Consider the following 24,789-nt stretch of genomic DNA (forward strand, 5'->3'; position numbering starts at 1 on the left):
CGAAAAGCCTATGAAATACAGTTAAACGGTTGTTTTATCTGTAAAATGCCGTAGCCTGCGCTGATAAGCGCGGGACAGGATGCTTGATAAAACATCCGGCCTTTGGGGATACCCGATGCCAGGCTTCGCTGCGCTCAACCCAGCCTACAAAAAAACTCATTAAATACAATAAATTATTTGAATAATGGTAACTGCCTTGAGCATCCATGATGAGAGCAGCCCCCATCATGGATGAATAACCAACTGCACATGATACAGTCAGTTACAAGGCGAATGCGTTAATGCAGGCGGTCACCAGCAGAGAGGGGAAAATACCAAAATAAAGGAGGCTCAGGCAGTTCAGGGAATATAACGCCGATTTAGCCTTGCCAATGGTTAAGGCGTCCGTCTCAACAGGGTCGTCAAAATACATGACTTTAACAATACGCAGATAGTAGTAAGCACCAATTACCGCAAAGAGCAGTCCGAGTACCGCAACCCACAGGAGCTGTGCATCTACCAGCGCCTTCAAGACCATCAGTTTGGCAATAAAACCTGCGGTAGGCGGAACGCCCGCCATGGAGAAGAGCACCACCATCATGAGAAAAGCGAGCCATGGATTACGTTGATTGAGCCCCTTAAGACTGTCAACCGTATCTGCCTCGAGCCCTGAGCGCGCCATAAGAACGAGCAGTCCAAACGCTGCAACGGTCATAAGCGCGTACACAAGCAAATAGTAGAGTGCTGCAGAATAACCGGCGGGATTTGCAGTTAACAGACCAAAAAGCGCGTAGCCCATATGCGAAATAGCAGAGTAGGCAAAAAGTCGCTTGATATTAGTCTGAACAACCGCAAAAAGATTACCAAAGGCTGTGGAAAGAAGGGCCATCACAAGAAGCAGGCGCTGCCATTCGCCGGACAGGTCGAAAAGCCCCTGAGTCAGAACCTGTAACAGCACACCAAGAACGGCAATTTTAGGCGCCGCACTGATAAAAAGCGTTACGGGCGTTGGAGCCCCCTCATACACATCTGGAGCCCACATGTGAAAGGGAATGGCTGCCAGCTTAAAGGCAAGACCTGATACAATGAATACAAGCGCAAAGGATAGAAGCGTACTTTCCTGCTGCCAGTTTGCTGTTACAGCATTTGCGATATCCATTAGACCGAGCTTGCCGGTGGCTCCATAAATGAGTGAAATACCGTAGAGCACCATGGCAGAGGCTATGCCTCCCATGACAAAATACTTCATGGCCGCTTCAGAACTGTCACCGGCACTGCGGCGCATCGCCGTCATCGCATATAGCGGCAGCGACACCAGTTCAAGTCCGAGATAGACAGTAAGTAAGGAGTGCGCAGATACCATTACCATCATACCGAGCGTGCAGAACGTGCCCAGCGTATAAAAATCAGCAGCCGGCATTTTGTGCGTTTCAAGGTAATCACGAGAGTAGATAAAACCCGCAAACACACAAAGGCACATGAATAGTTTCATCAAGTGTGTAGTATCGTCGCTGACAAAAAGCCCACCGAGAATAACCGTCTTGAAGTCGCCAATAAACAGCATGCTGCAGAGTGCTGCCAGCAGAAGGCCGATGCAGGCAATCGTGAGGCTTCCGCTCTTCCAGCGTTTCGCCAAAAACAAATCCGCGAGCAGCGAAAGGCAGCCGCTTGCCAGAACAATCATTTCCGGCATTGCATGGTGAAGATTATTGAGTGCTACAGTCATGAAAGGAAACCCCGCCGTATTAAAGTTTGGTTTTGTCCGCCTGAGCCAGGGTGTGACTCACACTCTGGTGCACCAGATTCAGCACCGGTTTGGGGTAGACGCCCATACCAACCACCATCAGTGCCAGCAGCACAAATGCGCTGACTTCAAAGCCTGAAATATCCTTAAGCGCCGCTACCTTATCATTGGCAATCGGTCCAAAAATAACGCGCTTGTAGAGCCAAAGGGTATACGCCGCACCAATAATCAGTGTTGTTGCCGCCCAGAATGCCACCCAGAAACCGGCTTTGATACTGCCAAGGATCACCATGAACTCACCCACGAAGCCCGAGGTTCCGGGAAGACCTGCGTTGGCCATGGCAAAAAGCATGAAAAAGGTCGCAAATACCGGCATAGTGTGCACAAGGCCACCAAAATCACTGATTTTACGGGTGTGCATGCGGTCATAAATGAAACCGACACCGGCAAACAGCGCACTCGATACAAATGCGTGCGAAATCATAATAACAATTGCACCTTCAAGCACGAGGCCTGCACTTCTGAGCCCTGCTCTCTCGGCGATGGCATAGATAGCAAAGCAGCCGAGTGTCACAAAACCCATGTGTGAAATAGAAGAATAGGCAATCAGGCGTTTCATGTCCCGCTGGATAATAGCTACAAGCCCAATATAAACCACCGCTACAAGAGAGAGTGTTACCATGAGCGGTGCATAATGCCTGCAGGCATCGGGCACGATGGGTAGCGCGAAGCGGATGAAACCGTATGCTCCAAGTTTGAGGAGAATCGCCGCCAGTACAATGGAGCCGCCAGCAGGTGCTTCTGTGTGAGCATCAGGCAACCAGGTATGTACGGGAAACATCGGTATTTTGATAGCGAAACCGAGAAAAAAGGCAAAGAAAATAAGGGATTGGGCCAGCATGCTAAGCTTAATGGCATACATGGTTTCAATTTTGAACGAGCCGGCAATGTAGCCAATGTATAAAAACGAACCAAGCATCAGCACGGAACCGAGGAAGGTATAAAGGAAAAACTTGATAGCAGCATATACCCGGTTATCAGATCCCCAGACACCGATTATCAGGTACATGGGAATCAGTGTTGCTTCCCAGAAAATATAGAAAACAATGGCATCCATGGCAGAGAAAACACCAACCAGAAGCCCCTGCATAATGAGAAATGCGGCCATGTATTGTGCCACACGCTGGCGCACGCTGTTCCAGGTGGCAAGGATGACGATAAGATTCGTAAAAATACTGAGTACAATCAGAAGGAGGGAAAGTCCATCGATACCGAGACTGTAACTTATCCCCAGTGACGAAATCCATGGCAGTTCTTCTACATACTGCATACTGTAAGTACCGGCATCAAAACCTGCCATCAGCGGCACGCAGAGCATGAGCGTCAGGACCACAGTAAAAAGAGAGACATAGCGTGAAACATTTGGGTTGTTATCATCACCGGTCAAAAATACAAAAATGCCGCCAACAATTGGCAACCATATTAAAATGTTGAGCAAATGATGCATACCCACCCCTTCATCAATTCTTTTTGTTCAGGCCAGATTGACTGGCCGACCTCACATCAGTGCAATCTTTCAGGCCAGGAGCACCCAGCAGAGGAAAGCGAGCAATCCTGTCACCATAACCGCCGCATACTGAAACAGGTAGCCGCTCTGGAAGGTGCGACCTTTAGTAGCCATCCAGCGAATGGTTCTGCCAGTGCCGTTAACAACAAGTCCGTCGACCAGCTTCTGATCCCCAACCCTGTAAAACAGACGTCCAAGACCCAGTGAACCACCAACAATCACTTTCTGGTTAAAGGCATCAAAGCCATATTTATCAACCAGGATACGGTAAACCCATGAGAAACGCCCGGCAAGCCAGCCTGGCAGCGCTGGAAACTGCATATACCCGATATAAGCCAGTGCAATACCGGAAAGCGTCAGCCAGAATACCGGCGAAAACGGAGCGTGCAGCGCTGACTGGAATGGCGAGACTACCTCAGCACGCAGATGAGCAAGCACATCGTGCGCCGGCAGTACGAAAATTGCGTTGCCAAACACGGTAGGCGTGTCAAAAAGCATCGGGAAATAAAGAACGTACCCCAGCATAACGGAAGGAATTGCAAGCAGCACAAGCGGCCACCAGACAACGCGTGGTGATTCATGCACGTGATCGAAAGCATGTGCATCCATTCGCGGTTTGCCATGAAACGTCATAAAAAACGCGCGGAAAGAGTAGAGTGCCGTAACCATCGCGCCAATCATTACACACCACCATGCATAGGTGGCACCTGGCGTATGAGAAAGCTGCGCCGCTTCAATGATGGTATCTTTTGAATAGAAGCCTGCAAACGGCGGAATGGCACAGAGTGCAAGGTTACCTATCAGGAACGTCGCCCAGGTGATTGGCATTTTTTTCCAGAGCCCCCCCATTTTTCGCATATCCTGCTCATGGTGCATTCCGATGATAACTGAGCCCGCCCCAAGGAACAGCAGGGCTTTAAAGCAGGCATGAGTAACGAGGTGGAACATTCCGGCGCTGTAAGCAGAAGCTCCCATGGCCACCATCATGTAACCCAGCTGAGACAGCGTAGAGTATGCAACCACACGTTTAATGTCATTCATGACCAGCGCCAGGATTCCGGTAAACAGCGCACCCGTTGCGCCAATCACCAGCACGAGGCTTAAAGCGGTGGTGGAGTATTCAAACAAAGGAGAGAAGCGCGCCAGCATGAACACGCCGGCTGTTACCATGGTTGCGGCGTGAATGAGCGCGGAAATAGGTGTCGGGCCTTCCATCGACTCTGGCAGCCAGACATGGAGCGGTACCTGCGCGGATTTACCCATTGCGCCAATGAAGAGCAGGATGCAGGTAACCGTCAGTACAGACCAGGGATGGCCGGCAAAAAGCTCAGTCTGCTGACCAGCCAGCGCCGTTGCACTCTGGAAAACTGTCTGGTAATCAAGGCTGCCGGTAAAGGCCAGTACCATTCCAATTCCAAGGATAAAACCAAAGTCACCGACACGGTTCACCAGAAAAGCCTTCATACTGCCCTGGTTGGCTGACTCACGGTCATACCAGAAGCCAATCAGGAGGTACGATACGAGTCCAACCCCTTCCCAGCCAAAAAAGAGCTGCAGAAAGTTGTTAGCAGTTACCAGCATGAACATCATGAAGGTAAAAAGTGAGATGTAGCTGAAAAATCGCTGGTAACCGGGATCGTCTGCCATATAACCGATGCTGTAAATATGCACCAGCAGTGAAACAAAACTGACCACAAGCAGCATCGTTACGCTGAGAGGGTCAATCAGAAACCCGATATGAAACGCCCAGGAAAACAGTGCTCCCCCGCTTGCCCAGGTATACAGATTTGTATTAAGCGTGTCATGAGATGCGCCAAACACTTCCATGGCAACGATGACCGAAAGCACGAAAGACACGCTCACGCCGGCAATCGTAATGCTTTGAGCGCCAACACGCCCGAGCGCATGGCGGAAAAAGCCAGCAAGCACCGAACCCACCAGGGGTGACAATACAATTATTAAACAGAGTTGCTCAATCATGGCAGGTCTAACCCTTCAGATGGTTCATTTGGTCCACATCAATGTTACCCCGGTTGCGGTAGAGCAACATCACAATTGCCAGTCCAATGGCAGCTTCGGCTGCCGCAACGGTCAGGATAAAAAAGACAAACACCTGTCCGGCGGTATCACCGTGATACTGTGAAAATGCAATAAAATTGGTATTTACGGCGAGAAGCATCAGCTCAATACATACCAGCAGCAAAATGACGTTTCTGCGGTGCATCATCATGCCCACAAGGCTCAGCCCAAATAGGACGGCGCCAAGAATTATATAATGTTCTACAGGTATCATTCAGGCATTCCTCAGACGTTTTTACCGGGCTTCATGGAAACAAGGCGTACCCTGTCTTCTGGTCGTGTCATCATTTGCTCGACGACATCCTGCCGCCTGCCCTGTCGAGGCGCGCGGTGTGCAAGCGTAATAGCGGCGATGATAGCCACGAGAAGAATGACAGCAGCAATTTCAAAGGCGTACACGTAATCCGTGTAGAGCACCATCCCGAGCGCTTCCGTGTTATTCATGGGCGCCTTGACGTTAATCTCTGACACCGGTACCAGTGAGGATGCGGCTACACCTGATGAAGGAAAGGTGCCCTCTGGAATGGCCACCATCAACAGTCCTACAAGAAGTGCCACAACAAGCAGCCCGAAGGGCAGGTAGCGAAGCGTATGTGCACGGCGGCTTTCGGTGTCAATGTTGAGCATCATCACCACAAACAGGAAAAGGGTCATCACCGCGCCCACATACACCAGCACAAGAATCAACGACAGAAATTCAGCCTCAGCCTCAAGCCAGAGCACCGCGCTGCAAAAGAATGCGAGCACCAGAAACAGTACACAGCGCACAGGGTTATTCTGGATAACCACCATCAGTGCGGAGAATGCAGTCAGTGCGGCAAAAACATAAAACACAACTTGATATAAGAGCTCTTGCATGTGACACCCCGTTAGCGATAGCGTTCGTCAGCAGCGCGATCTGCGGCAAGGCGGCTTTCCAGCCTGTCGCCGAGTGCAAGCAGCTTTTCCTTGGTCATAATGTTTTGACCACGGGCACTGACATGGTAATGATGGACTGGCGTAACAACGATGGAATCAACTGGACATGATTCCTCGCACAGCCCACAGTTAATGCATTTAAACACATCAATGTCATAGCGAGTAGTGCGGCGAGAGCCATCTTCACGCGGCTCCGACTCGATGGTGATGGCGAGTGCCGGGCACACTGCTTCGCAGAGTTTGCAGGCGATGCAGCGCTCTTCACCGTTTGGATAACGTCTCAATGCCAGCGCACCTCGAAAGCGCGGTGAAATGGGCGTTTTTTCTTCGGGGAACTGTACAGTGAATTTCTTGCGGAAGAAATACTTTCCAGTGAGCATTAGCCCTGAAAGCAGTTCAAGCAGCAAGAAGCTCTTGAGGTAATGTTTTGCGTATCGGATAATTTTTTTCATGCGTGCACTCAATCGATTCACCCAAACCATGGCTGTTGCCGTGTCAGCACGAGCAGGGCCGTAACAATCAACCAGACAATTGTGACCGGGATCAACACTTTCCAGCCAAGGCGCATCAGCTGGTCGTAGCGGTAGCGGGGGAAGGTTGCCCGCACCCACAGATAGACAAACAGGAAGAACGAAATCTTGAGCAGCAGCCAGACAAACCCAGGCACAAAGAAGAAAATGCTGTTAAGGGTTGAGAGACTCTCGAAAGGCGACAGCCAGCCACCCATAAAGAGCAGTGCCATGACGGTGGAAATAAGTATCATGCTCGCGTATTCAGACAGGAAAAACAGTGCGAATCCGATTCCTGAATACTCAACGTGAAAACCGGCCACAATTTCTGACTCGCCCTCAGCAAGGTCGAAGGGCGCACGGTTAGTCTCTGCAATGCCTGCAATCCAGAAGACCATAAAGAGTGGAAACAGCGGCACAAACCACCAGTGCAGGATTCCACCATGCTGGGATTGGACAATTTCGGTGAGATTCATGCTGCCGGCAGCAAGCAGAACGCCCACGAAGGCAAATCCCATGGCAATTTCGTAGGAAACAGTTTGCGCGGCACTGCGCAGTGCGCCAAACATGGCATATTTGGAGTTGGATGCCCAGCCGGCAATCAAAACCCCATAAACTCCAAGCGAGCTCATGGCGAAAAGGTAGAGTACCCCTGCATTAATGTTGGCGAGCACCATGCCTTCCTGGAACGGAATAACCGCCCAGCCGGCCAGAGCCGGGGTCAGCGCAAAGAGTGGCGCTATCACAAACAGGTATTTGTTCGAGCGCGTAGGGACAATGATTTCTTTTGAAATCAGCTTTATCAAGTCTGCAAACGGTTGCAGCAGCCCGCGGAAGCCAACCCGGTTAGGACCGATGCGCACCTGGATATACCCGATGACCTTGCGCTCGGCATAGGTAAGGTAGGCTACCGCAATCAGGAGCGGTAGAACGATTGCCAGAATCTTGATAACAATCCAGATTAAGAGGCCAATGTCATGGAGCATGGTAGTACCTGTTTAGCACGTAATGGTGATGCCTGCGAAGGCATGGCCTAAATCAACTGTTTCCGGCATAGCGTTTGGAACCCATACAACATCCGGTGCCACACGCTCGTCCCGTTTCAGCGGCAATGTTATCTTAATATTGCCCTGAGAAACAGTAGCTTCATTCTGTAATTTCAAACGATTGGCTGTTTCCGGGTGCATGCGCACACAGGCTTCATCCGCTGAGGCACAATGCTGCAAAGCCGTTGCGTGACGAACCGTTGCATCTACCCGATATATCGGCCACTCCCCTACTCGCACCAGCTCGTCCGTATGCACCGGCAGTGCTTCCGGCCATATCGGCTGATAAGCGGCATCTACAAGCAAATCAAGGGCGCTCTGTACTTCCCGCAGAATCTCATCGCTGGAAACGTATTCAAAATCGCGGCACTGCAGAATATTTCCAAGCACCCTCAAAATTTTCCATCCTGGACGTGCTTCACCAGGAGGTGTCAGTGCGCCTTTAACGGATTGCCAGGTATTGTTAACGTTAATCCATGTGCCGGATGTTTCTGGTGAGAGTGCCATCGGGAGAATAACGTTAGCATAGTCTTTCATGGAGTCGCAGACAAAAGCGCTCATGACAACTACAAACTCTGCGCCCAGCATCGCCTGGCGGGCTGCATGGGGATTCGCGAAGTCAAATCCTGGCTCCACACCCATTAACCAGTAGCCTTTCAGTCGAGCTTCAATGGAAGCCTGCGCATCAAGTCCCGGGGCATCAAGCACTGCTGCAGCAGCGCCTCTGTGCGGTACCATGCCGGCAATCTGTGCTCCCGCCGCGTTGGAACCCGTGCTGAGGTGCATGTCTTTTGCGCCGGAAAGTCTGACAATTTCTGACAGCAGTGCTCGCAGAAGCGATGCATGCGGGTGATTTTCGAACAGCGCGCCGGTGATAATGATGGCCTCTGGTTTCGAGAGTGACGCCGCTATTTCGCGGATACTTTCTGAAACGTGGACACCAAGGGTCAGGCGGCGGACTTCATCGGAAAGTTCATCGAGCCTGTTTGAGGCTTCTGCCGTAGCCAGCACGAGGGCCGCCAGCGTATGCGGCATGTCCTGAGGCGAGGCAATGGCTTTCATGTGGACATCGCAGTGCAGGTCGTAGTCAACGGGGTTGATGACTGCCAGTTGCGCACCGTTACGTACCGCTTTTCGCATGCGTGCTGCAGCGAGAGGTACTTCACGAACAAGGTTCGAACCGAGCACCAGAATATCTGATGCGGACTCGAGGTCCGCAACCTGAGCGCTATTCTTAGTCAGCACAGGACGCTGTGCCTGATCACTGAAATCTGTCTGGTGCAGGCGATGGTCAAGATTGTTGACTCCCATTGCACGCATGAGTTTTTGCAGCAGGTACATCTCTTCGAGGGAAGATGATGGCGATGCAAAAGCCGCGAACTGCTCAGGGCCATGGTGTTCTATGACGCGGCTTGTTCCTTCTGCAGCAAACTTGAGTGCCTGCTCCCAGTCAACGCTCTCCCACTGACCGTTGCGCTTAATCATTGGCTGTTGCGCGCGCTTTTCGCTGTTGACACCAAGGTAGCTGAAACGGTCGCGGTCTGAGAGCCATGTTTCATTCAGGGGTTCACACTCGCGTGGAACAACACGCATCAGCTGGTTTCTGCGGACATGCAGGTATATGTTTGATCCAAGGCAGTCATGCGGTGCAATGCTCTCGTGCTGTTGCAATTCCCAAGAACGCGCAGTAAAGCGGTAGGGGCGAGAAGTCAGGGCACCTACAGGACACAAATCGATGATGTTCCCGGATATTTCAGAGGTCATGCTGTGTTCGACAAATGTACCTATCTGCGTTTTTTCACCACGACCAGTTGCACCCAGTTCGCGCACTCCGGCAATTTCTTCGCCAAACCGCACGCAGCGCGTGCAGTGTATACAGCGTGTCATTTCTGTGGCAATGAGTTTTCCGAGATTGTCATCGTCTACGGAGCGTTTGCTTTCATCGTATCCAGACATGTCCGCCCCGAACCCCATGGACAAATCCTGCAGTTCGCACTCGCCACCCTGGTCGCAGATGGGGCAGTCGAGGGGATGGTTAATCAGCAGAAACTCCATTACCGCTTTTTGTGATCGGATGGCTTCTTCTGATTTTGTAAATACCTTCATGCCATTAGTAATGGGGGTCGCGCATGCAGGTACCGGCTTGCGGCCGTTTTCAACTTCTACGAGGCACATGCGGCAGTTGGCGGCCACCGACAGTTTCTTGTGGTAGCAGAAACGCGGGATATAAATCCCGGCATCATCCGCAACTTCAATGATCATTTTGCCGTTTTCGGCTTCGCAGGTTTTGCCGTCAATTTCAATGGTGGCCATTGTCTACACCTTACTCATTGAGGCCGTGACGCTTGAGCGCTTGTGCCTGATGAAATATTCAAACTCTTCGTGGAAGTGTTTAACAAAACTTTGAACCGGCCAGGCCGCTGCTTCACCCAGTGCGCAGATGGTGCGACCCTCGATGTGATCGGCAACGTTGACCAGCTTCTCAACATCCCCAGGTTCACCGTGACCTTCGCGAATGCGGTGAAGGAGACGGACCAGCCAGCCAGTGCCCTCACGGCACGGTGTACATTGACCGCAGGACTCGTGCATATAGAACTCGGAAAGGCGATAGAGGGTATCAACCATACAGGTAGTCTCGTCCATAACGATAACGGCACCTGAGCCAAGTCCTGAGCCTGCCCTCTGTATGCTGTCGTAGTCCATATCGAGGCCCATCATCACATCACCTGGCAAAACCGGCATGGACGAGCCACCTGGAATAACCGCTTTGATACGCCGGCCATCACGCATGCCGCCCGCAAGTTCAAGCAGCGTTTTAAAGGGAGTGCCAAGCGGGATTTCAAAGTTCGCGGGCTTGTTCACATGTCCGCTGACGCTGAAGCACTTGGTACCGCCGTTGTTTGGTTTGCCAAGCTTTAAGAACCAGTCCCCGCCCTTTTCGAGAATGACTGGCACAGAAGCAAACGTTTCTGTGTTATTAATCGTTGTGGGCTGGCCATAGAGGCCGAAGTTGGCAGGGAATGGCGGTTTAAAGCGCGGCATGCCCTTTTTGCCCTCAAGAGAGTTCAGCAGTGCGGTTTCCTCACCGCAGATATAAGCACCGGCACCAAGGTGGGTATATAAATCAAAATCCACCCCGCTGCCCAGAATATTCTTTCCGAGCAGCCCGGCTGCATAAGCTTCTTTGAGCGCCTGCTCGCAGCGCTCAAAGGGTTCCCAGAATTCGCCACGTAAATAGTTGTAGCCAACCGTGGCGTTCATTACGTAACCGGCAATCGCCATACCTTCGATCAGCTGATGCGGGTTGTAACGCAGAATATCTCTGTCCTTGCAGGTGCCTGGCTCCCCCTCGTCGGAGTTGCACACGACATACTTCTGCACCGGGGCGTTGCGGTTCATGAAGCTCCACTTAAGACCCGTGGGAAACCCTGCACCACCTCGACCGCGAAGAGCGGAGGTTTTCAATTCTTCAATAATTTCCTGCGGTGGCGTCTGTTCGCGAAGAATGCGCCGCCATGCACTATAGCCACCTACGCTTTCATACGCTTTCAGCGTCCAGGATTCTGGCAGATGCAGCGTACGGTAACAGACCTGGTTTAATTCAACCATGACATTCTCCTTCGCGCCCCTCGCGGTATGACGCCAGTAAGCTGTCAATGCGCTCAGGCGTAAGGTTTTCATGATACACCCTGCCGACCTGCATCATGGGTGCATTCACGCACGCCCCAAGGCATTCAGCATGCTTCAGAGTAAAACAGCCATCTTCTGTCGTTTCGCCATCGCGAATGCCAAGGCGTGACTCCAGATGCGCCATTATTTGTGCCGAACCGCGCAGCTGACAGGAAATGTTGGTGCACACCTCAAGCACATGTTTGCCAACAGGCTGCAGGTTGTACATTGTATAGAACGTTGCCACCTCATAGACTGCGATACGAGGCATATTGAGATAATCAGCTACGGCATTCATGCTGTCGGTACTAAGAAAGCCCTGTGCATCCTGGACAATTCGCAGCGCGCTCATGACGGCCGACTGACGTTCGTTTGCAGGGTACTTTGCAATCCAGTTATCGATATCCTGCAGGGCTTCGGCAGAAACCAGTTGCTGGAGTGATGGAGTGGCGTTTTCTGGCATTGCGTTCAACCTTATCTGTCAATTTCACCAAAAACTATGTCCTGACTGGCAAGAATTGCGACACCGTCTGCAAGCAGATGGCCACGTGCCATCACGTCAAATGCAGCAAGGTGCGCAAAACCCGGAGCCCGTATTTTCATACGGTAGGGCTTGTTTGCGCCGTCAGATACAAGGTAAATACCAAATTCACCCTTTGGAGCCTCAACGGCCGCATACACTTCGCCTTCCGGCAGGCAAAATCCTTCCGTGAACAGTTTGAAGTGGTGAATAAGCGCTTCCATGTCATGTTTCATGAGTTTGCGCGGCGGCGGGGTTATTTTGTAATCTTCTACCCTCACAGGCCCAGGATTGGCACGCAGCCATTCAATGCACTGACGTACGATGCGATTTGACTGGCGCAATTCCGCAACGCGAACAAGGTATCTGTCGTAGCAGTCACCGCGTGTACCTACCGGGATGTCAAAATCTACTTGATCATATGTAGCATATGGTTGTTTTTTGCGCAAGTCCCAGGCTACGCCAGATGCTCTGAGCATGGGGCCCGTGAAGCCCCACTGAAGGGCCTCTTCAGGAGATACCACGCCAATGTCAACCGTGCGCTGCTTCCAGATTCGATTTTCTGTCAGGAGCGTTTCGTATTCGTCTACGCATCCCGGGAAGCGCTCGGTGAACGCCCAAAGAAAATCGAGAAGGCTACCCTCGCGGTCGGCATTGCGCTTTTCAGTTTCCCGTGCATCATGCCAGCGTGAAGGCTGGTATTTGGCCATGCTGTCTGGAAGGTCACGCGCCACACCGCCTGGGCGATAATACGTTGCATGCATGCGCGCGCCGGAAACGGCTTCATAGCAGTCAAAAAGGTCTTCGCGCTCACGAAAGCAGTATAAAAAAACGGTCATGGCACCAATGTCGAGCGCCACCGCGCCGAGCCACAGCAGATGGTTCAGAATACGGGTAATTTCGTCAAACATTGTGCGGATGTATTGGGCGCGAAGCGGGACTTCCACGCCAAGCATTTTTTCCAGTGCGCGCACGTATGCATGCTCGTTGCACATCATGGAAACATAGTCGAGCCTGTCCATATAGCCGATGCTTTGCAGGTAAGGTTTGGTTTCTGCAAGCTTTTCGGTTGCCCGATGCAAAAGACCGATATGGGGGTCTGAGCGAACGATGGTCTCGCCTTCGAGCTCCATTACAAGACGCAGTACACCGTGCGCTGCCGGATGCTGCGGACCAAAGTTCAGGGTATAGTTTTTCAGCTCAATCATGCTGCACTTCCTGACCATCAAGGTAGCGGTTGTCGTTGCGGATGACCTTCGGAACCAGCACTCTGGGTTCAATATCAACCGGCTCGTAAATGACTTTGCGAAGCGTGGCATCGTAGCGCATTTCTACGTGGCCGCTCAGAGGAAAGTCCTTACGAAACGGATGTCCGATAAAGCCATAATCTGTAAGTATGCGTCGCAAGTCAGGGTGACCTTCAAAGAGGATACCGTAAAGATCGTAAGCTTCGCGCTCAAACCATCCTGCAGCCTTCCAGATGTCATTCGCTGAGGGAATAACCAGATTTGACTCATCGAGGTATACCTTGACACGCACCCGATGATTCAATGTTGTCGAGAGCAGGTGATAGACCACTGCAAAGCGCGGAGTATTCAGTGTATGTGCCGACTCAAGCTGCGGCTCCACACCACGTGAAAATCCATCTTCAGTTGCAGCTTCGGTTTCCCAGTCGTATTTACCGTAAAGCAGGTAATCAACCGCACAGATATCAATCAACTGATCAAAGGCGAAAGCTCGCTGCTCGCGCAGCTGAAACAGAACGTGTTTCACCATGGCGGGTGTAGTGACAAGGGTTAACTCCTGAAACGCGCTCACTGGCGGTTCCAAAAGCCCTTCAAACTGCGCACTCAGCTGTTGTGCGAGCAAATCATGATTTGTCATTGCAGGTATACCCGTACTGGTTTCAGGCTTCAATTACGTCTTTATGCCTGATTTTGTTTTGTAACTGGATAATTCCATAAAGCAGAGCCTCCGCAGTTGGAGGACATCCAGGAACGTAGACATCAACCGGAACAATGCGGTCACATCCGCGCACTACCGAGTAGGAGTAGTGGTAATAACCGCCACCATTGGCACAGGAGCCCATGGAAATGACCCAGCGCGGTTCGGACATCTGATCGTATACACGGCGCAGGGCCGGAGCCATCTTATTGCAGAGGGTTCCCGCTACAATCATTACGTCCGACTGGCGCGGACTCGGACGAAAAATGATACCAAAGCGATCGAGGTCATAACGTGCCGCGCCTACGTGCATCATTTCTACGGCACAACATGCAAGGCCAAAGGTCATGGGCCACATGGAGCCACTGCGTGCCCAGCCGGCAAGTTTATCAACCGTGGTCGTTACAAAGCCATTTTTTTGCAATTCTGTAACCGACATATCCGCCTCTATATGAGTAAAACGCATCAGATTGGTTTACTGATGCGGGTAAACAGTCTAACGGGTATCCAGGCAGCGTTATTCCCACTCCAGCGCACCACGTTTCCATTCGTACAGGAAACCGATGACCAGAAGCCCAAGAAATAACATCATGGCTGTAAAACCAAACCAGCCAATTTTACGTAAGACCAGCGCCCAGGGAAAGAAAAAGGCTGTTTCCAGGTCAAAGATGATAAAGAGAATAGCCACCAGGTAAAATCGCACATCAAAGGGAAGATGTGCGTTTTCAAATGCGGGGAAACCGCACTCGTATGGAGCATTTTTGACAGGGTCAGGATTTCGCTTGCCAAGGAGTGAACCGGCAGCGAGCATCACTGATCCCAGGACCAGGCCGATGATGATAAAAACCAGAACTGGCAAATAGTTTGACAGCATAATATAATCGCCCGGATTAAATGGTACCGAAGGCCGGACTCGAACCGGCACGGCTTACGCCACCGCCCCCTCAAGACGGCGTGTCTACCAATTCCACCACTTCGGCAAAAATGTGTATACAACAACCTTACTTTTTGTCGCTTTTATTGCTTTCAACCGGCACAGGAATACTGCTCTCCTTAACCGGAATCTGCTGTGGAAGCGCTTGCTGTGCCGCTTTCTGGTACTGGTTAGAGACCATCCACGACAGGGTAAGGCTGGTTACAAAAAACGTAATCGCCAACCCACCCGTCAGACGAAACAGAAAACTGCCTGTCCCCTGACTTCCAAATACCGTACTGGAAGCTCCTGAACCGAAAGCTGCTCCAATATCGGCACCTTTTCCGTGCTGAATCAAAACCAGTGCTATCAGCACAATCGCAACCAGCACATGAACCATCAAAATTAATTGATACATTTCACAATTTCCACAAACTGGTGCACATCGAGGGATGCGCCACCCACCAAACCACCGTCGACATCCGGCATTGAAAACAATGCCGCCGCGTTATTTGCAGTCACACTTCCACCATACAAGATGGTCAGTGCTGCAGCGTCCCTGGCATTGCACGATTCCACAACTCTGCGGATAAACGCATGTGCGGTCTGTGCCTCTGCCGGGCTGGCGGTTTTTCCGGTGCCTATTGCCCACACAGGCTCATAAGCAACTACACAGCCACTAAAACTTTCGGAACCATATTCGGCCACCGACTCAAGCTGCCTTGCAACAACGTGTTCTGCAAGACCATTTTCGCGCTCTTCGAGGGTCTCCCCTACGCAAAGAACCGGTATAATACCACGTTCTTTTACATGGTGGAATTTCTCCGCCACATTTTTTTCACTTTCGTGAAAGAGCCGTCTTCGTTCTGAATGCCCCACCAGTATATGGCTGCATCCGAAGTCGCGGAACATTACCGCCGCATGTTCACCGGTAAAGGCGCCACTATCTGCGGTCCAGGCATTTTGTGCACCCCATCGGATGCCGCTGCCTGCCAGAACCTCCGATGCCATTGGCACATACAGTGCAGGTGGCAGAACAAGGCAATGCTCGCTGAGTGATGCTGGCAAATACTCTCGCAACTCCTGAAGCAATCTGCGCGCGTCGGCACGCGGTGGGTTCATTTTCCAGTTGCCGGCTACCAGTTTTTGTCTCATGCGGCGTTCCTTGTTGGCATGCGCGAACTATACCCCATCCTTTTTACAATTCCCAGCATTTTCAGGTCTTTTTTTCCAGGTGTGCAAAATTCTGATTATCTGCTTGCCAAGAACCCGCCTTTCCTGAAAAATCAGTATGAGCTTTTCAGGAGAACGGCCATGAATGATGCTGTCAAAAATCTGTGCAAAGCACTCCTTGATGTGTATGTGCCTCACCTTTCATCCCCCCTCGCGCTTCGTGAAATTTTTAATCGTTTTAAAGAAGTATCGCTGCAGGCTCCTGATGTTCCTGAAGCTTTGCGCGCGATTGAGCGCCTTGTTTCTGAATGGGAAAACCTGTCAACTGCGCAGTATTCCACCCCCGAACGAACAACCGAAGAACAAAAGGCCATTTTGTCGCGTCTGCGTGATGAAAACTTCAACATATCTCGTGATATATATGCCGTTGAAAGTACATTAAAAACACTCTATGAACCCCTTGAGGCGCGCTACAATGATGCGTTGACTGCTGAAAATTCGCTGGCGGCAGCCTGCCACTTTTCAAGCAGCCAGCAGCGTGTAAATTTGATCAATGACTGGGCTGCCGAGTTGCACGCCACACTTGCCACTCTTGAGCTCGAGGCGGCACGTATTGACCTTTCAGCCTGTATCGCGACCCGCAGTAAGCTTGAAAGTGTACTGGAGCACCGAGGGTTAAAGGTTGACGCCAGCTCTCCAGACAGCATTGAAGATGCCCGCTCACAGCTGAAAGTTACGCTTGACCGTGTGCGTGAACGGCAGGCTTCACTGCGTGATGCTATTGTTAAGCTTGCACCTGACGCTTCCAGGCTGGTTAACAGCAACAGGATTAATGCGTTGCAGGAGGAGCGCATTGCACCCCTTGCGCGTCTTGATGAGATTCAGCGATTACTTGAAAGTGCTCCAGCGCTGAAATCTGCATGGCAGGAGGAATGGGACATTGCGGTTGATAAGCAGGCATTATTGCAGGAAGCCGAGCATGCAGCTTCTATGCAAAAGTCTCTCCAGAGCTATGTGAGTTTTTCAGAGTGGCGTGACTGGAAAAATGATCCGTGTTATGCGAGTCGAGCACCGCGTGCGCAATTTTTCTCACTTATGAATGAGCAGGCAACGCTGAATGCCCGCCTGCTTCAGATTGAGCGTGATTGCTCCTCTCTGCAGCCGTATGCGAATCCTGCAGACAGCGCCGACTCGATGACATCCGGCTCCATTGACGCTGATGCCATCCGCCAGCTGCTGGCAGGCATTAGTGGCGTTGAGATTCCTTCATCTCCGAGCATTGACACGCTCTACAACGCCGCTGTTGCCGGGCTTGAGGCGCTGGAACACGAGGCAACAGGCTGCCAGGAAAAGTTTGCGACACTCAAGCGCCTTGATGAGCTGCAGCAGAGCATCTTTAGTATTCGGCTAAGGCACGCGCTAAACCCGGACAGTGACGCGTCAACACTCGATGAGAGCACGCTTGAGCGCCTGCGCGGAAAAAGTCTTGAGCGAGCGACTAAAGTGGATGAACTGCAAAAGCTTCTTAAGCAGTGCGATGACTTCTTAAACCTCTCCCGCAGGCATCAGGAACTGCTACAGAAAAAGCGAGAACTGGAGCGCGCCATCGATCCGCTGAATATAAAAAGCGACCAGCAGACAAAGCGCAGGCGACGCAAAGCTGCACGCTCTGCCGACCCATCTGCAGAAGTGATTAAGGATATCTCGTCACAACAGGACATCCTGCGCACGCTTTGTGATGAAGATGAACAACGCCTGAAACGTCATGGCGTACTCTCTCATTCATCTGCTTCAAATGTAACAACCAGTGGCATGCTGGATCCATTGATGAGGCATCTTGTTCCATTAATTACTAAACGCCTGTCTACAGACTGGCAGCAATGGTATTCTCGCTTGATAACAGCGCTGCAAAGTGCTCCGCTGACACCCGAGCAAGAACGGCAGGCTATTCGGCTGCTTCGTGATTTTCTTGCAGATTTGTCTAACGAGAACGCTGGAGCTGAGCGCCTGCAGATATTTTATACCTGCCAGCACAGATATCCTGTTCCTGAACAGCAATGGCGGCAGTTGCTCGCGCTAAAGGCTGACACGCCACTCATCGACAGGAAAACTGTCCTCAACTGGCCGACATGCCCTCTGACTGTAGCAAGGCTTGAGGCACTGTATCGACAGGTAGAAAATCTTTCTCGGCGGGGCTTTCACTTCGAAAGTGATGTCTTGCGTGATATCACACGCACGCTCCATGCTGGTGCTCTCTCCGGAGAAGGCGCACACGCTTCAAACGAAAATGTCCCGATGCTCTTTAACCGGGATGACCCTCGCTACGCCTGCCTTTTCCGTCAACGGGGGTTTATATTGAATTTGCTGGAGCGCCTTTCACACTGGATTTCCAGCCTATGGTCGCATCATGAGCCGGCACCTGTTCGCAACCAGTGTTTTTTCAAGCCAACGCGTACGGTGGCGCTGCTTGATGAAGCGGCAGCCGTGTGTCAGGGAACCGATATAACGATGGAGCTTTAGGGCGTGTCCTCATTCCATAATATGACACCAAAGCGCCGCATTTTCGCTTCACATCATGAAATGAGGACACGCCCTCGAGGGGCTGGTGGAGCCGTCTCCAGAAAGAGACGGCTTTTTTAGTCAGGAAGCCTGCTGCTCTGCAATCCGTACAATAGCGTCGCGCAAACGCTCAGCATCCTTTCGCACACTGATATCGTCTTCACCTTCAACCATCAGACGCAGCAGGGGCTCTGTTCCAGATGGGCGCAGTAAAACCCTGCCGTGATTGCCAAGACGTGATGAAAGTGCATTGACTTCCTCAACCACCTGCTGGTTGCGGGCGAGTTCAAGGGCATTTTCTGTTTTGATGTTCAAAAGCGTCTGGGGCATGAGCTGTACATCGACAGTCAACTCTTCCAGCGTTTTTTCCTGGCGCGCCATAATGGCGAGCACCTGAAGTGCTGCAACGATGCCATCACCGGTTGTGGTCTTATCGAGGCAGACTACGTGGCCTGAAGATTCGCCGCCGATTTTCCAGTCCTGCGCCCTCAGAGCCTCGAGCACATATCGGTCACCCACTTTCGTGCGTAGAAAATCAACTCCCATGGCACGTATGGCCTGTTCAAGCCCAAGGTTACTCATGACTGTTCCAACAACACCACCATGAAGGAGTCCCTTCTGATAGCGGTCGCGGGCGATAATATAGATAATCTGGTCACCCTCTACCAGTCGCCCTTTGCGGTCTACAAGAATAACACGATCACCATCACCATCGAGGCCAACACCAATGTCGGCTTCCAGCTCAAGAACTTTCTGGCGTAAAGCTTCAGGTGAAGTAGAGCCACAGGCCTTGTTAATGTTGAAACCATCCGGCTCATCACCCATGGTATACACATGCGCACCGAGTTCGGCAAAAACGTTAGGCGCGATATGGTAAGTGGCGCCATTAGCACAGTCTACGACCATTTTCAGCCCGGAAAGCCGGGTCAGTGAGGGGATGGTTGACTTGCAAAATTCGATATAACGTCCCGGCGCATCGTGGATACGGCGCGCGCGCCCAAGCTGGCTGGAATTGACCGTGACCATGGGCTGCTCGATGGCCTGCTCGATGGCAAGCTCAAGCGTGTCAGGCAGTTTCGAGCCGTCTGCTGAAAAAAACTTAATGCCGTTGTCTTCAAACGGATTATGTGAGGCACTGATAACAATACCCGCGTTCGCACGCAGTGTCTGGGTAAGATAGGCGATTGCCGGTGTGGGCATTGGCCCAAGGAGCGCCACATCAACACCAGCCGCCGACAAGCCGGCCTCCAGCGCTGATTCAAGCATGTAGCCAGAAATGCGGGTATCCTTCCCAATCACGACTTTTTTTCGATTGCCGTTAGCCAGCACCTGACCAACCGCCCACCCCAGTTTAAGCACCAGTTCCGGGTTTACATGGGATACGCCAACCTTGCCGCGAATGCCATCCGTTCCAAAATATTTCCTCTGTGTCATGCATGCCTCATCACTGGTTAATAGTCTGACTGCGCCTGCTGCAGCGCCGACACCACGTTTATGACATCCCAGGTTTCAGCCACATCGTGCGTGCGCAAAATCCCAACGCCCTGCGTCATCGCAAACGCCGCAACAGCAAGGCTGGCCGCAAGCCGCCCTTCTGTGTCACGCCCTGTAAGTCGACCGAGAGTGTCCTTGCGAGACGCTCCCAGCAAAAGCGGCAGTTTAAGCGCACGAAAACGCGACAGATGCGCTACCAACCGCAGGTTATGTGCTGCAGTTTTACCAAAGCCAAAGCCCACATCCAGCACCAGTCGGTCCCTTGGAATGCCGGATTGTTCACACAAACGTATTCTTTCTGCAAAAAAGTCCGCCACCACGTGGCAGATGTCCTGCTCGTAAACCGGGTTCACCTGCATCGTGCGAGGCTCTCCCTGCTTGTGCATCAGGATGGCAGGAAGCCCGAAAACCGCCGCCACTTCACGCATTTCGGCGCATCCAAGGCCATTAATATCATTGAGGATATCAGCTCCGGCCAAAGCCGCCTCCCGCATGACAGCAGCACGCGTGGTGTCAACGGAAATCCACACCGGACTCTCTTCGCGAAGCGCCCTCACAACAGGGACAACCCGCCGCAGTTCTTCCTCAACAGAAACCGGTGTCGCCCCGGGGCGCGATGATTCACCGCCAATGTCGATAATGTCAGCTCCGTCTGCCACCATCTGACGCGCATGCAAAAGTGCCGCTTCCAGCGTACCATGGCGACCGCCATCATGAAAGGAATCGGGTGTCACATTCAGGATACCCATGATGAGCGGTTTTGTCGGAGAACGGTGCTGATGAGCCGCGCACCATGCGCTGAAGGAATGGTTTTTCAAGGTATTAAACCTCTGTGGGCACTATTCGCGCGTGCCCACCTCATCTGGTGCGATTTCTATCGCATCCTTTCTGGCGCTTTCCTGCTCGGCACTTTCAGGAGACGCTGATACTGCTGCAGGTTTTGAGACTTCCCAGTCTGCCGGAGCGGAGGGTTCTTTTCCGTCCATGATTTCGCTGATTTGGCCGGCGTCTATGGTTTCATAGCGTATCAATGCCTTCGCCATGACATGCAGCTTATCCATATTATTTTCAAGAATCGACTGTGCCTGCTTATAGGTTCTGTCAATAATCTGGCGTACGGCATCGTCTATCTGCTCTGCGGTTTTATCCGAAACTTCCTTGTGCTGACCGACACTTCTGCCAAGAAACACTTCCGTTTCTTCTTCACCAAAGGTCATCGGACCCATTTCGGAAAGTCCCCAGGTCTTCACCATCTTACGGGCAATTTCCGTGGCACGCATGATATCGTTGGAAGCACCGGTAGTCACTGCATCTTCCCCAAACACCAGCATTTCTGCAATGCGCCCGCCAAAGAGGCTGCAAAGCTGGCTTTCAAGACGGCGGCGGCTGTGGCTGTATCGGTCCTGCTCGGGAAGGAACATGGTCACGCCAAGGGCTCGGCCACGCGGAATGATGGTTACTTTATAGACGGGGTCATGCTCGGGCACTGACAGGCCGACAATTGCATGTCCCGCTTCGTGATAGGCCGTGAGTTTCTTCTCGTTTTCATCCATCACCATGGAACGGCGCTCAGCACCCATCATGATTTTATCTTTGGCCTTGTCGAGATCGACCATAGCAACCGTGCGCTTGTTGGCACGGGCGGCAAAAAGTGCCGCTTCATTCACAAGGTTTGCGAGATCGGCACCGGAAAAACCGGGCGTACCACGTGCAATCGCGTTCACGTTTACACTCGCTTCGAGCGGCACCTTCTGCAGATGCACCTTGATAATCTGTTCACGGCCACGAATATCCGGCAGCGGCACCACAACCTGTCTGTCAAATCGTCCTGGACGCAGAAGAGCCGGGTCAAGGACATCCGGGCGGTTCGTTGCGGAGACGACGATAACGCCCTCACTGCCTTCAAAACCGTCCATTTCTACAAGCAGCTGGTTCAGTGTCTGCTCACGCTCATCGTGTCCGCCGCCGAGGCCTGCGCCCCGGTGACGTCCAACCGCGTCAATCTCGTCAATAAAAATAATGCAGGGAGCCTGTTTCTTCGCCTGCTCAAACATGTCGCGCACGCGCGATGCGCCCACGCCGACAAACATTTCTACGAAATCAGAACCTGAAATCGTAAAAAATGGCACTTTTGCTTCACCCGCCACCGCTCGCGCCAGCAACGTTTTACCGGTTCCAGGAGGGCCGACCAGCAGCACACCACGGGGAATGCGCCCGCCCAGATTTTGAAACTTGGTAGGATCACGGAGAAAATCAACGAGCTCCTTAACCTCTTCCTTGGCTTCATCAACACCGGCAACATCCGCAAAGGTCACCTTGACCTGGTCTTCCCCAAGCAGACGGGCACGCGAACGCCCGAAGGACATCGCGCCACGGCCCCCGCCTCCCTGCATCTGGCGCATGAAAAAGACCCATACGCCGATAAGAAGCAACATCGGAAACCAGTTTATAAAGAGGTGCAACAGGAAGCTTTCCTGCTGTTTTTCCTGACCACTGACATCGACTTTGCTTTTCAAAAGCTCACCGAGCAGCGCATCGTCACGCATGGGCATGTAGGTCACAAAATGCCGATTGTTTTTAGTCATGCCGCGGATAATTTTGCTGTCTTCAATGGTGACAGAATTGATAGCACCCTGATCGACTTCGCGCAGAAACTGGGTATAAGAAATTTTTTCAGCCGCAGGACGGCGGGGGCCAAAATTGCTGAAGACTGATACCAGCACAATGGCAATCACCAGCCACAGAAACAGATTTTTTACCATATCATTCAAAGTATTAACCTCATAATCCCGGTATGATATCGGGCCACGAATTCTGGCCTTACCCTGTCAACGTTACACTACTTTGTGTCCCTTCGCCAGCAAATAGGTTTCCCTTGAGCGGGCACGTGATGCTTTTGGCTTGCGGATGACAACCCGCTCAAATTCAGTGCGGGCATTTTTAACGAGTTCATCAAACCCCGGGCCATGAAAAAGTTTCATCAGCAGGGTGCCACCCGGTTTCAGCATTTCCCGGGCAAAGTCAAACGCAAGCTCTGCAAGATACATGGCTTTTGGTATATCTACGACGGGCGTACCACTCCAGTTGGGGGCCATATCGGATAATACAAGATCAACCCCTGCCGCCGGTATCCGCTCGCGCAATGTGGTCAAGACCTCATCGGTAGTAAAATCACCAAGAATACACTCTACATCCCCAATGGCGTCCATCGGGAGAATATCAAGTGCAATGATGCGCCCGCGACCATTCAGACGTTCAGCCACATACTGCGTCCAGCCTCCTGGTGCTGCACCAAGGTCAACAACCACCATCCCCGGTTTCAAGAGGTGCTCTTTTTCATCGACTTCGCGCAGCTTATAAACGGCACGGGAACGATAGCCCTCTGCCTGCGCCATTTTGACGTAGACATCGTCAAAATGCTCCTGCAACCACTTTTTACTGCTTTTAGAACGTGACATACCAGACAACTTTGAGATTTCTTATGCGCATCATACTGAATTTTACTGTTCTTTCCCAGCAGAACGTGCAATAATTTGCCATTTTAACCAGCAGACTGATTACAATGGACACGTCTTTCAAACAAACTTTAAAAAATCGCGCGCATCATTTGAAACCCGTCATCCTGCTTGGCGCCAAAGGGCTCACTGAAAACGTCATACAGGAAACCCGAAACGCCCTCCTGACGCATGAACTTATCAAGGTCAAAACACGCGGAATGGAGCGGGACGATCGCGATGCCTGTATGCAGGCGCTCTGTGAGGCTGTGGAAGCGCAGCTCATACAGCAGACCGGGCACATCGCACTTATCTATCGTGAAAATCCTGAGAAGAAAGCAGCCGCCCCCTCACGCAAGGCGCCAGCTGCGAAGCGCCCCAAAATAACTGCACGCGGACGGCGCGCGCCTTAACCAACGATGCTGTAACCCGCATCAACAAACAGTGTGTGTCCCTTAATCATTTCCGCTTCAGGGAGGCACAACAGGTAAATCGTATTGGCGACATCCGCGGGGGTCAGGGCGCGCTCGGACAGGGCGTGCGCCTGGTACTCATCCAGCAGCTGGGTGCGGTTTGGAAAATGTTTGAGCGCGTCTGTATCTACGACCCCCGCCGATACCGTATTCACGCTGATACCATCTTCGGCCAGTTCAAGACTCAAACCGCGCACCAGCGCTTCCAGTGCGGCCTTCGAGGCGCCGATGAAGGCATAATTAGGGATAGCGCGGGACGCTCCAAGACTTGAGAGCGCAATCACCCGCGCGCCGCGCGGCATTAATGACCGACCGGCACGCACCAGATGATTTAAGGCCAGTGCATTCGTTTCCATACACCAGCGCCAGTGCTTTGTGGTCATCTGCAGCGCAGGCTTCAGCACGCCGCTTGCGGCGTTACTGACCAGAAAATCAAGACGTGGGAAATGGTTCTGAAACTGCGCGAACATTTCACGCACTGATGCTTCATCCGCGACATTCGCCTGCAGTGCCACGGCCTTTTGACCCAGGGCTTCAATCTCGGCCACAAGACGCTCAGCCTCATCCGAACTGTTATAATAGACAATCGCCACATCACAGCCGGCATCTGCCAGTTTCAGAGCTGTCGCCCGGCCAATTCCGCGGGCGCCGCCCGTTATCAGTGCCACTTTGCCTGCAAATACGTCCGCCATTGCGATTCCTGCCAGT

At 52.1% G+C, this 24,789-nt stretch carries 23 protein-coding genes and 1 tRNA gene; 2 read left to right on the forward strand and 22 right to left on the reverse strand.

What is annotated here, in order from left to right:
• Positions 1-262: 262 nt before the first annotated feature.
• The 17 genes from nuoN to tpiA all read right to left on the reverse strand — a co-directional run bounded on the left by nuoN (position 263) and on the right by tpiA (position 16,043).
• On the reverse strand, positions 263-1,705 hold the full coding sequence (nuoN, locus tag E4T54_RS04690; protein WP_028385951.1) for an NADH-quinone oxidoreductase subunit NuoN: 1,443 nt from the start codon (positions 1,703-1,705) through the stop codon (positions 263-265).
• A gap of 19 nt (positions 1,706-1,724) precedes the next feature.
• A complete protein-coding gene (locus tag E4T54_RS04695) occupies positions 1,725-3,230 on the reverse strand; it encodes an NADH-quinone oxidoreductase subunit M (protein WP_028385952.1) in 1,506 nt (501 codons plus the stop codon).
• Positions 3,231-3,299: 69 nt separating this feature from the next.
• Positions 3,300-5,270, reverse strand: coding sequence for an NADH-quinone oxidoreductase subunit L (gene nuoL, locus E4T54_RS04700; protein ID WP_035901876.1), 1,971 nt, complete (start codon positions 5,268-5,270; stop codon positions 3,300-3,302).
• 7 nt (positions 5,271-5,277) lie between these two features.
• The gene (gene nuoK / locus E4T54_RS04705; protein WP_028385954.1) at positions 5,278-5,583 is read right to left on the reverse strand and encodes an NADH-quinone oxidoreductase subunit NuoK; all 306 of its coding nucleotides are present in this window, start codon (positions 5,581-5,583) and stop codon (positions 5,278-5,280) included.
• Positions 5,584-5,594: 11 nt separating this feature from the next.
• Positions 5,595-6,227, reverse strand: a complete 633-nt coding sequence (locus tag E4T54_RS04710) for an NADH-quinone oxidoreductase subunit J (RefSeq protein WP_028385955.1) — start codon at positions 6,225-6,227, stop codon at positions 5,595-5,597.
• An 11-nt stretch (positions 6,228-6,238) separates the two neighbouring features.
• Positions 6,239-6,739 carry an NADH-quinone oxidoreductase subunit NuoI gene (gene nuoI, locus E4T54_RS04715; protein WP_028385956.1) on the reverse strand — a complete coding sequence of 167 codons (501 nt, stop codon included), beginning with the start codon at positions 6,737-6,739 and terminating at the stop codon, positions 6,239-6,241.
• A 17-nt stretch (positions 6,740-6,756) separates the two neighbouring features.
• Positions 6,757-7,782 carry an NADH-quinone oxidoreductase subunit NuoH gene (gene nuoH / locus E4T54_RS04720; protein WP_028385957.1) on the reverse strand — a complete coding sequence of 342 codons (1,026 nt, stop codon included), beginning with the start codon at positions 7,780-7,782 and terminating at the stop codon, positions 6,757-6,759.
• Positions 7,783-7,794: 12 nt separating this feature from the next.
• A complete protein-coding gene (gene nuoG / locus E4T54_RS04725; RefSeq protein WP_028385958.1) occupies positions 7,795-10,155 on the reverse strand; it encodes an NADH-quinone oxidoreductase subunit NuoG in 2,361 nt (786 codons plus the stop codon).
• Positions 10,156-10,158: 3 nt separating this feature from the next.
• Positions 10,159-11,451, reverse strand: a complete 1,293-nt coding sequence (gene nuoF, locus E4T54_RS04730) for an NADH-quinone oxidoreductase subunit NuoF (protein ID WP_028385959.1) — start codon at positions 11,449-11,451, stop codon at positions 10,159-10,161.
• The gene (nuoE, locus tag E4T54_RS04735; protein WP_028385960.1) at positions 11,444-11,974 is read right to left on the reverse strand and encodes an NADH-quinone oxidoreductase subunit NuoE; all 531 of its coding nucleotides are present in this window, start codon (positions 11,972-11,974) and stop codon (positions 11,444-11,446) included. The genes nuoF and nuoE overlap by 8 nt, the downstream gene beginning before the upstream one ends.
• A gap of 11 nt (positions 11,975-11,985) precedes the next feature.
• Positions 11,986-13,239 (reverse strand): NADH-quinone oxidoreductase subunit D, encoded by a 1,254-nt coding sequence (locus tag E4T54_RS04740; protein ID WP_028385961.1) that lies wholly within the window; start codon positions 13,237-13,239, stop codon positions 11,986-11,988.
• Entirely contained in the window at positions 13,232-13,915 is a 684-nt protein-coding gene (locus tag E4T54_RS04745) for an NADH-quinone oxidoreductase subunit C (protein ID WP_028385962.1), read from the reverse strand. Before E4T54_RS04745 ends, E4T54_RS04740 begins: the two co-directional genes overlap by 8 nt.
• Before the next feature lie 22 nt (positions 13,916-13,937).
• The gene (locus E4T54_RS04750) at positions 13,938-14,414 is read right to left on the reverse strand and encodes a NuoB/complex I 20 kDa subunit family protein (RefSeq protein ID WP_028385963.1); all 477 of its coding nucleotides are present in this window, start codon (positions 14,412-14,414) and stop codon (positions 13,938-13,940) included.
• A 78-nt stretch (positions 14,415-14,492) separates the two neighbouring features.
• Positions 14,493-14,849, reverse strand: coding sequence for an NADH-quinone oxidoreductase subunit A (locus E4T54_RS04755; RefSeq protein ID WP_028385964.1), 357 nt, complete (start codon positions 14,847-14,849; stop codon positions 14,493-14,495).
• Between the two features lie 21 nt (positions 14,850-14,870).
• Positions 14,871-14,955, reverse strand: a tRNA-Leu gene (locus E4T54_RS04760).
• 21 nt (positions 14,956-14,976) lie between these two features.
• Positions 14,977-15,306, reverse strand: a complete 330-nt coding sequence (gene secG / locus E4T54_RS04765; RefSeq protein WP_028385965.1) for a preprotein translocase subunit SecG — start codon at positions 15,304-15,306, stop codon at positions 14,977-14,979.
• On the reverse strand, positions 15,294-16,043 hold the full coding sequence (gene tpiA, locus E4T54_RS04770; protein ID WP_028385966.1) for a triose-phosphate isomerase: 750 nt from the start codon (positions 16,041-16,043) through the stop codon (positions 15,294-15,296). Before tpiA ends, secG begins: the two co-directional genes overlap by 13 nt.
• 159 nt (positions 16,044-16,202) lie before the next feature.
• On the opposite strand from tpiA, the gene E4T54_RS04775 reads away from it, so the two are divergent.
• Positions 16,203-18,581, forward strand: a complete 2,379-nt coding sequence (locus tag E4T54_RS04775) for a hypothetical protein (RefSeq protein ID WP_131793744.1) — start codon at positions 16,203-16,205, stop codon at positions 18,579-18,581.
• Between the two features lie 120 nt (positions 18,582-18,701).
• Here the strand turns inward: E4T54_RS04775 and glmM are convergent, their stop codons facing one another.
• The 4 genes from glmM to rlmE form a co-directional block, all read right to left on the reverse strand.
• Positions 18,702-20,054, reverse strand: coding sequence for a phosphoglucosamine mutase (gene glmM / locus E4T54_RS04780; RefSeq protein ID WP_028385968.1), 1,353 nt, complete (start codon positions 20,052-20,054; stop codon positions 18,702-18,704).
• A gap of 17 nt (positions 20,055-20,071) precedes the next feature.
• Positions 20,072-20,932: a dihydropteroate synthase gene (gene folP, locus E4T54_RS04785; RefSeq protein ID WP_218563586.1), complete on the reverse strand. Its 861-nt coding sequence runs from the start codon at positions 20,930-20,932 to the stop codon at positions 20,072-20,074.
• A 21-nt stretch (positions 20,933-20,953) separates the two neighbouring features.
• A complete protein-coding gene (gene ftsH / locus E4T54_RS04790; protein WP_051550828.1) occupies positions 20,954-22,876 on the reverse strand; it encodes an ATP-dependent zinc metalloprotease FtsH in 1,923 nt (640 codons plus the stop codon).
• A gap of 72 nt (positions 22,877-22,948) precedes the next feature.
• Positions 22,949-23,572, reverse strand: coding sequence for a 23S rRNA (uridine(2552)-2'-O)-methyltransferase RlmE (gene rlmE / locus E4T54_RS04795; protein WP_028385970.1), 624 nt, complete (start codon positions 23,570-23,572; stop codon positions 22,949-22,951).
• Positions 23,573-23,721: 149 nt separating this feature from the next.
• Between rlmE and E4T54_RS04800 the strand changes: the two genes are divergently transcribed.
• Positions 23,722-24,021 carry a YhbY family RNA-binding protein gene (locus E4T54_RS04800; RefSeq protein WP_342353694.1) on the forward strand — a complete coding sequence of 100 codons (300 nt, stop codon included), beginning with the start codon at positions 23,722-23,724 and terminating at the stop codon, positions 24,019-24,021.
• On the opposite strand, the gene fabL is transcribed toward E4T54_RS04800, so the two are convergent.
• Positions 24,018-24,773 carry an enoyl-[acyl-carrier-protein] reductase FabL gene (gene fabL / locus E4T54_RS04805; RefSeq protein WP_028385971.1) on the reverse strand — a complete coding sequence of 252 codons (756 nt, stop codon included), beginning with the start codon at positions 24,771-24,773 and terminating at the stop codon, positions 24,018-24,020. The genes E4T54_RS04800 and fabL overlap by 4 nt on opposite strands.
• Positions 24,774-24,789 lie beyond the last annotated feature (16 nt).

Source organism: Legionella geestiana, from assembly GCF_004571195.1.
Taxonomy (GTDB): domain Bacteria; phylum Pseudomonadota; class Gammaproteobacteria; order Legionellales; family Legionellaceae; genus Legionella_B; species Legionella_B geestiana.

Excerpts from the sequence above, each read along its gene's own strand:
- glmM (WP_028385968.1), bottom strand. The coding sequence starts at position 20,054 with ATGACACAGAGGAAATATTTTGGAACGGATGGCATTCGCGGCAAGGTT.
- rlmE (WP_028385970.1), bottom strand. The coding sequence starts at position 23,572 with ATGTCACGTTCTAAAAGCAGTAAAAAGTGGTTGCAGGAGCATTTTGAC.
- E4T54_RS04755 (WP_028385964.1), bottom strand. The coding sequence starts at position 14,849 with ATGCTGTCAAACTATTTGCCAGTTCTGGTTTTTATCATCATCGGCCTG.
- E4T54_RS04750 (WP_028385963.1), bottom strand. The coding sequence starts at position 14,414 with ATGTCGGTTACAGAATTGCAAAAAAATGGCTTTGTAACGACCACGGTT.
- tpiA (WP_028385966.1), bottom strand. The coding sequence starts at position 16,043 with ATGAGACAAAAACTGGTAGCCGGCAACTGGAAAATGAACCCACCGCGT.
- E4T54_RS04710 (WP_028385955.1), bottom strand. The coding sequence starts at position 6,227 with ATGCAAGAGCTCTTATATCAAGTTGTGTTTTATGTTTTTGCCGCACTG.
- nuoK (WP_028385954.1), bottom strand. The coding sequence starts at position 5,583 with ATGATACCTGTAGAACATTATATAATTCTTGGCGCCGTCCTATTTGGG.
- secG (WP_028385965.1), bottom strand. The coding sequence starts at position 15,306 with ATGTATCAATTAATTTTGATGGTTCATGTGCTGGTTGCGATTGTGCTG.
- E4T54_RS04745 (WP_028385962.1), bottom strand. The coding sequence starts at position 13,915 with ATGACAAATCATGATTTGCTCGCACAACAGCTGAGTGCGCAGTTTGAA.
- nuoG (WP_028385958.1), bottom strand. The coding sequence starts at position 10,155 with ATGGCCACCATTGAAATTGACGGCAAAACCTGCGAAGCCGAAAACGGC.
- nuoF (WP_028385959.1), bottom strand. The coding sequence starts at position 11,451 with ATGGTTGAATTAAACCAGGTCTGTTACCGTACGCTGCATCTGCCAGAA.
- E4T54_RS04740 (WP_028385961.1), bottom strand. The coding sequence starts at position 13,239 with ATGATTGAGCTGAAAAACTATACCCTGAACTTTGGTCCGCAGCATCCG.
- nuoN (WP_028385951.1), bottom strand. The coding sequence starts at position 1,705 with ATGACTGTAGCACTCAATAATCTTCACCATGCAATGCCGGAAATGATT.
- E4T54_RS04775 (WP_131793744.1), top strand. The coding sequence starts at position 16,203 with ATGAATGATGCTGTCAAAAATCTGTGCAAAGCACTCCTTGATGTGTAT.
- nuoH (WP_028385957.1), bottom strand. The coding sequence starts at position 7,782 with ATGCTCCATGACATTGGCCTCTTAATCTGGATTGTTATCAAGATTCTG.
- nuoL (WP_035901876.1), bottom strand. The coding sequence starts at position 5,270 with ATGATTGAGCAACTCTGTTTAATAATTGTATTGTCACCCCTGGTGGGT.
- ftsH (WP_051550828.1), bottom strand. The coding sequence starts at position 22,876 with ATGGTAAAAAATCTGTTTCTGTGGCTGGTGATTGCCATTGTGCTGGTA.
- fabL (WP_028385971.1), bottom strand. The coding sequence starts at position 24,773 with ATGGCGGACGTATTTGCAGGCAAAGTGGCACTGATAACGGGCGGCGCC.
- nuoE (WP_028385960.1), bottom strand. The coding sequence starts at position 11,974 with ATGCCAGAAAACGCCACTCCATCACTCCAGCAACTGGTTTCTGCCGAA.
- E4T54_RS04695 (WP_028385952.1), bottom strand. The coding sequence starts at position 3,230 with ATGCATCATTTGCTCAACATTTTAATATGGTTGCCAATTGTTGGCGGC.
- nuoI (WP_028385956.1), bottom strand. The coding sequence starts at position 6,739 with ATGAAAAAAATTATCCGATACGCAAAACATTACCTCAAGAGCTTCTTG.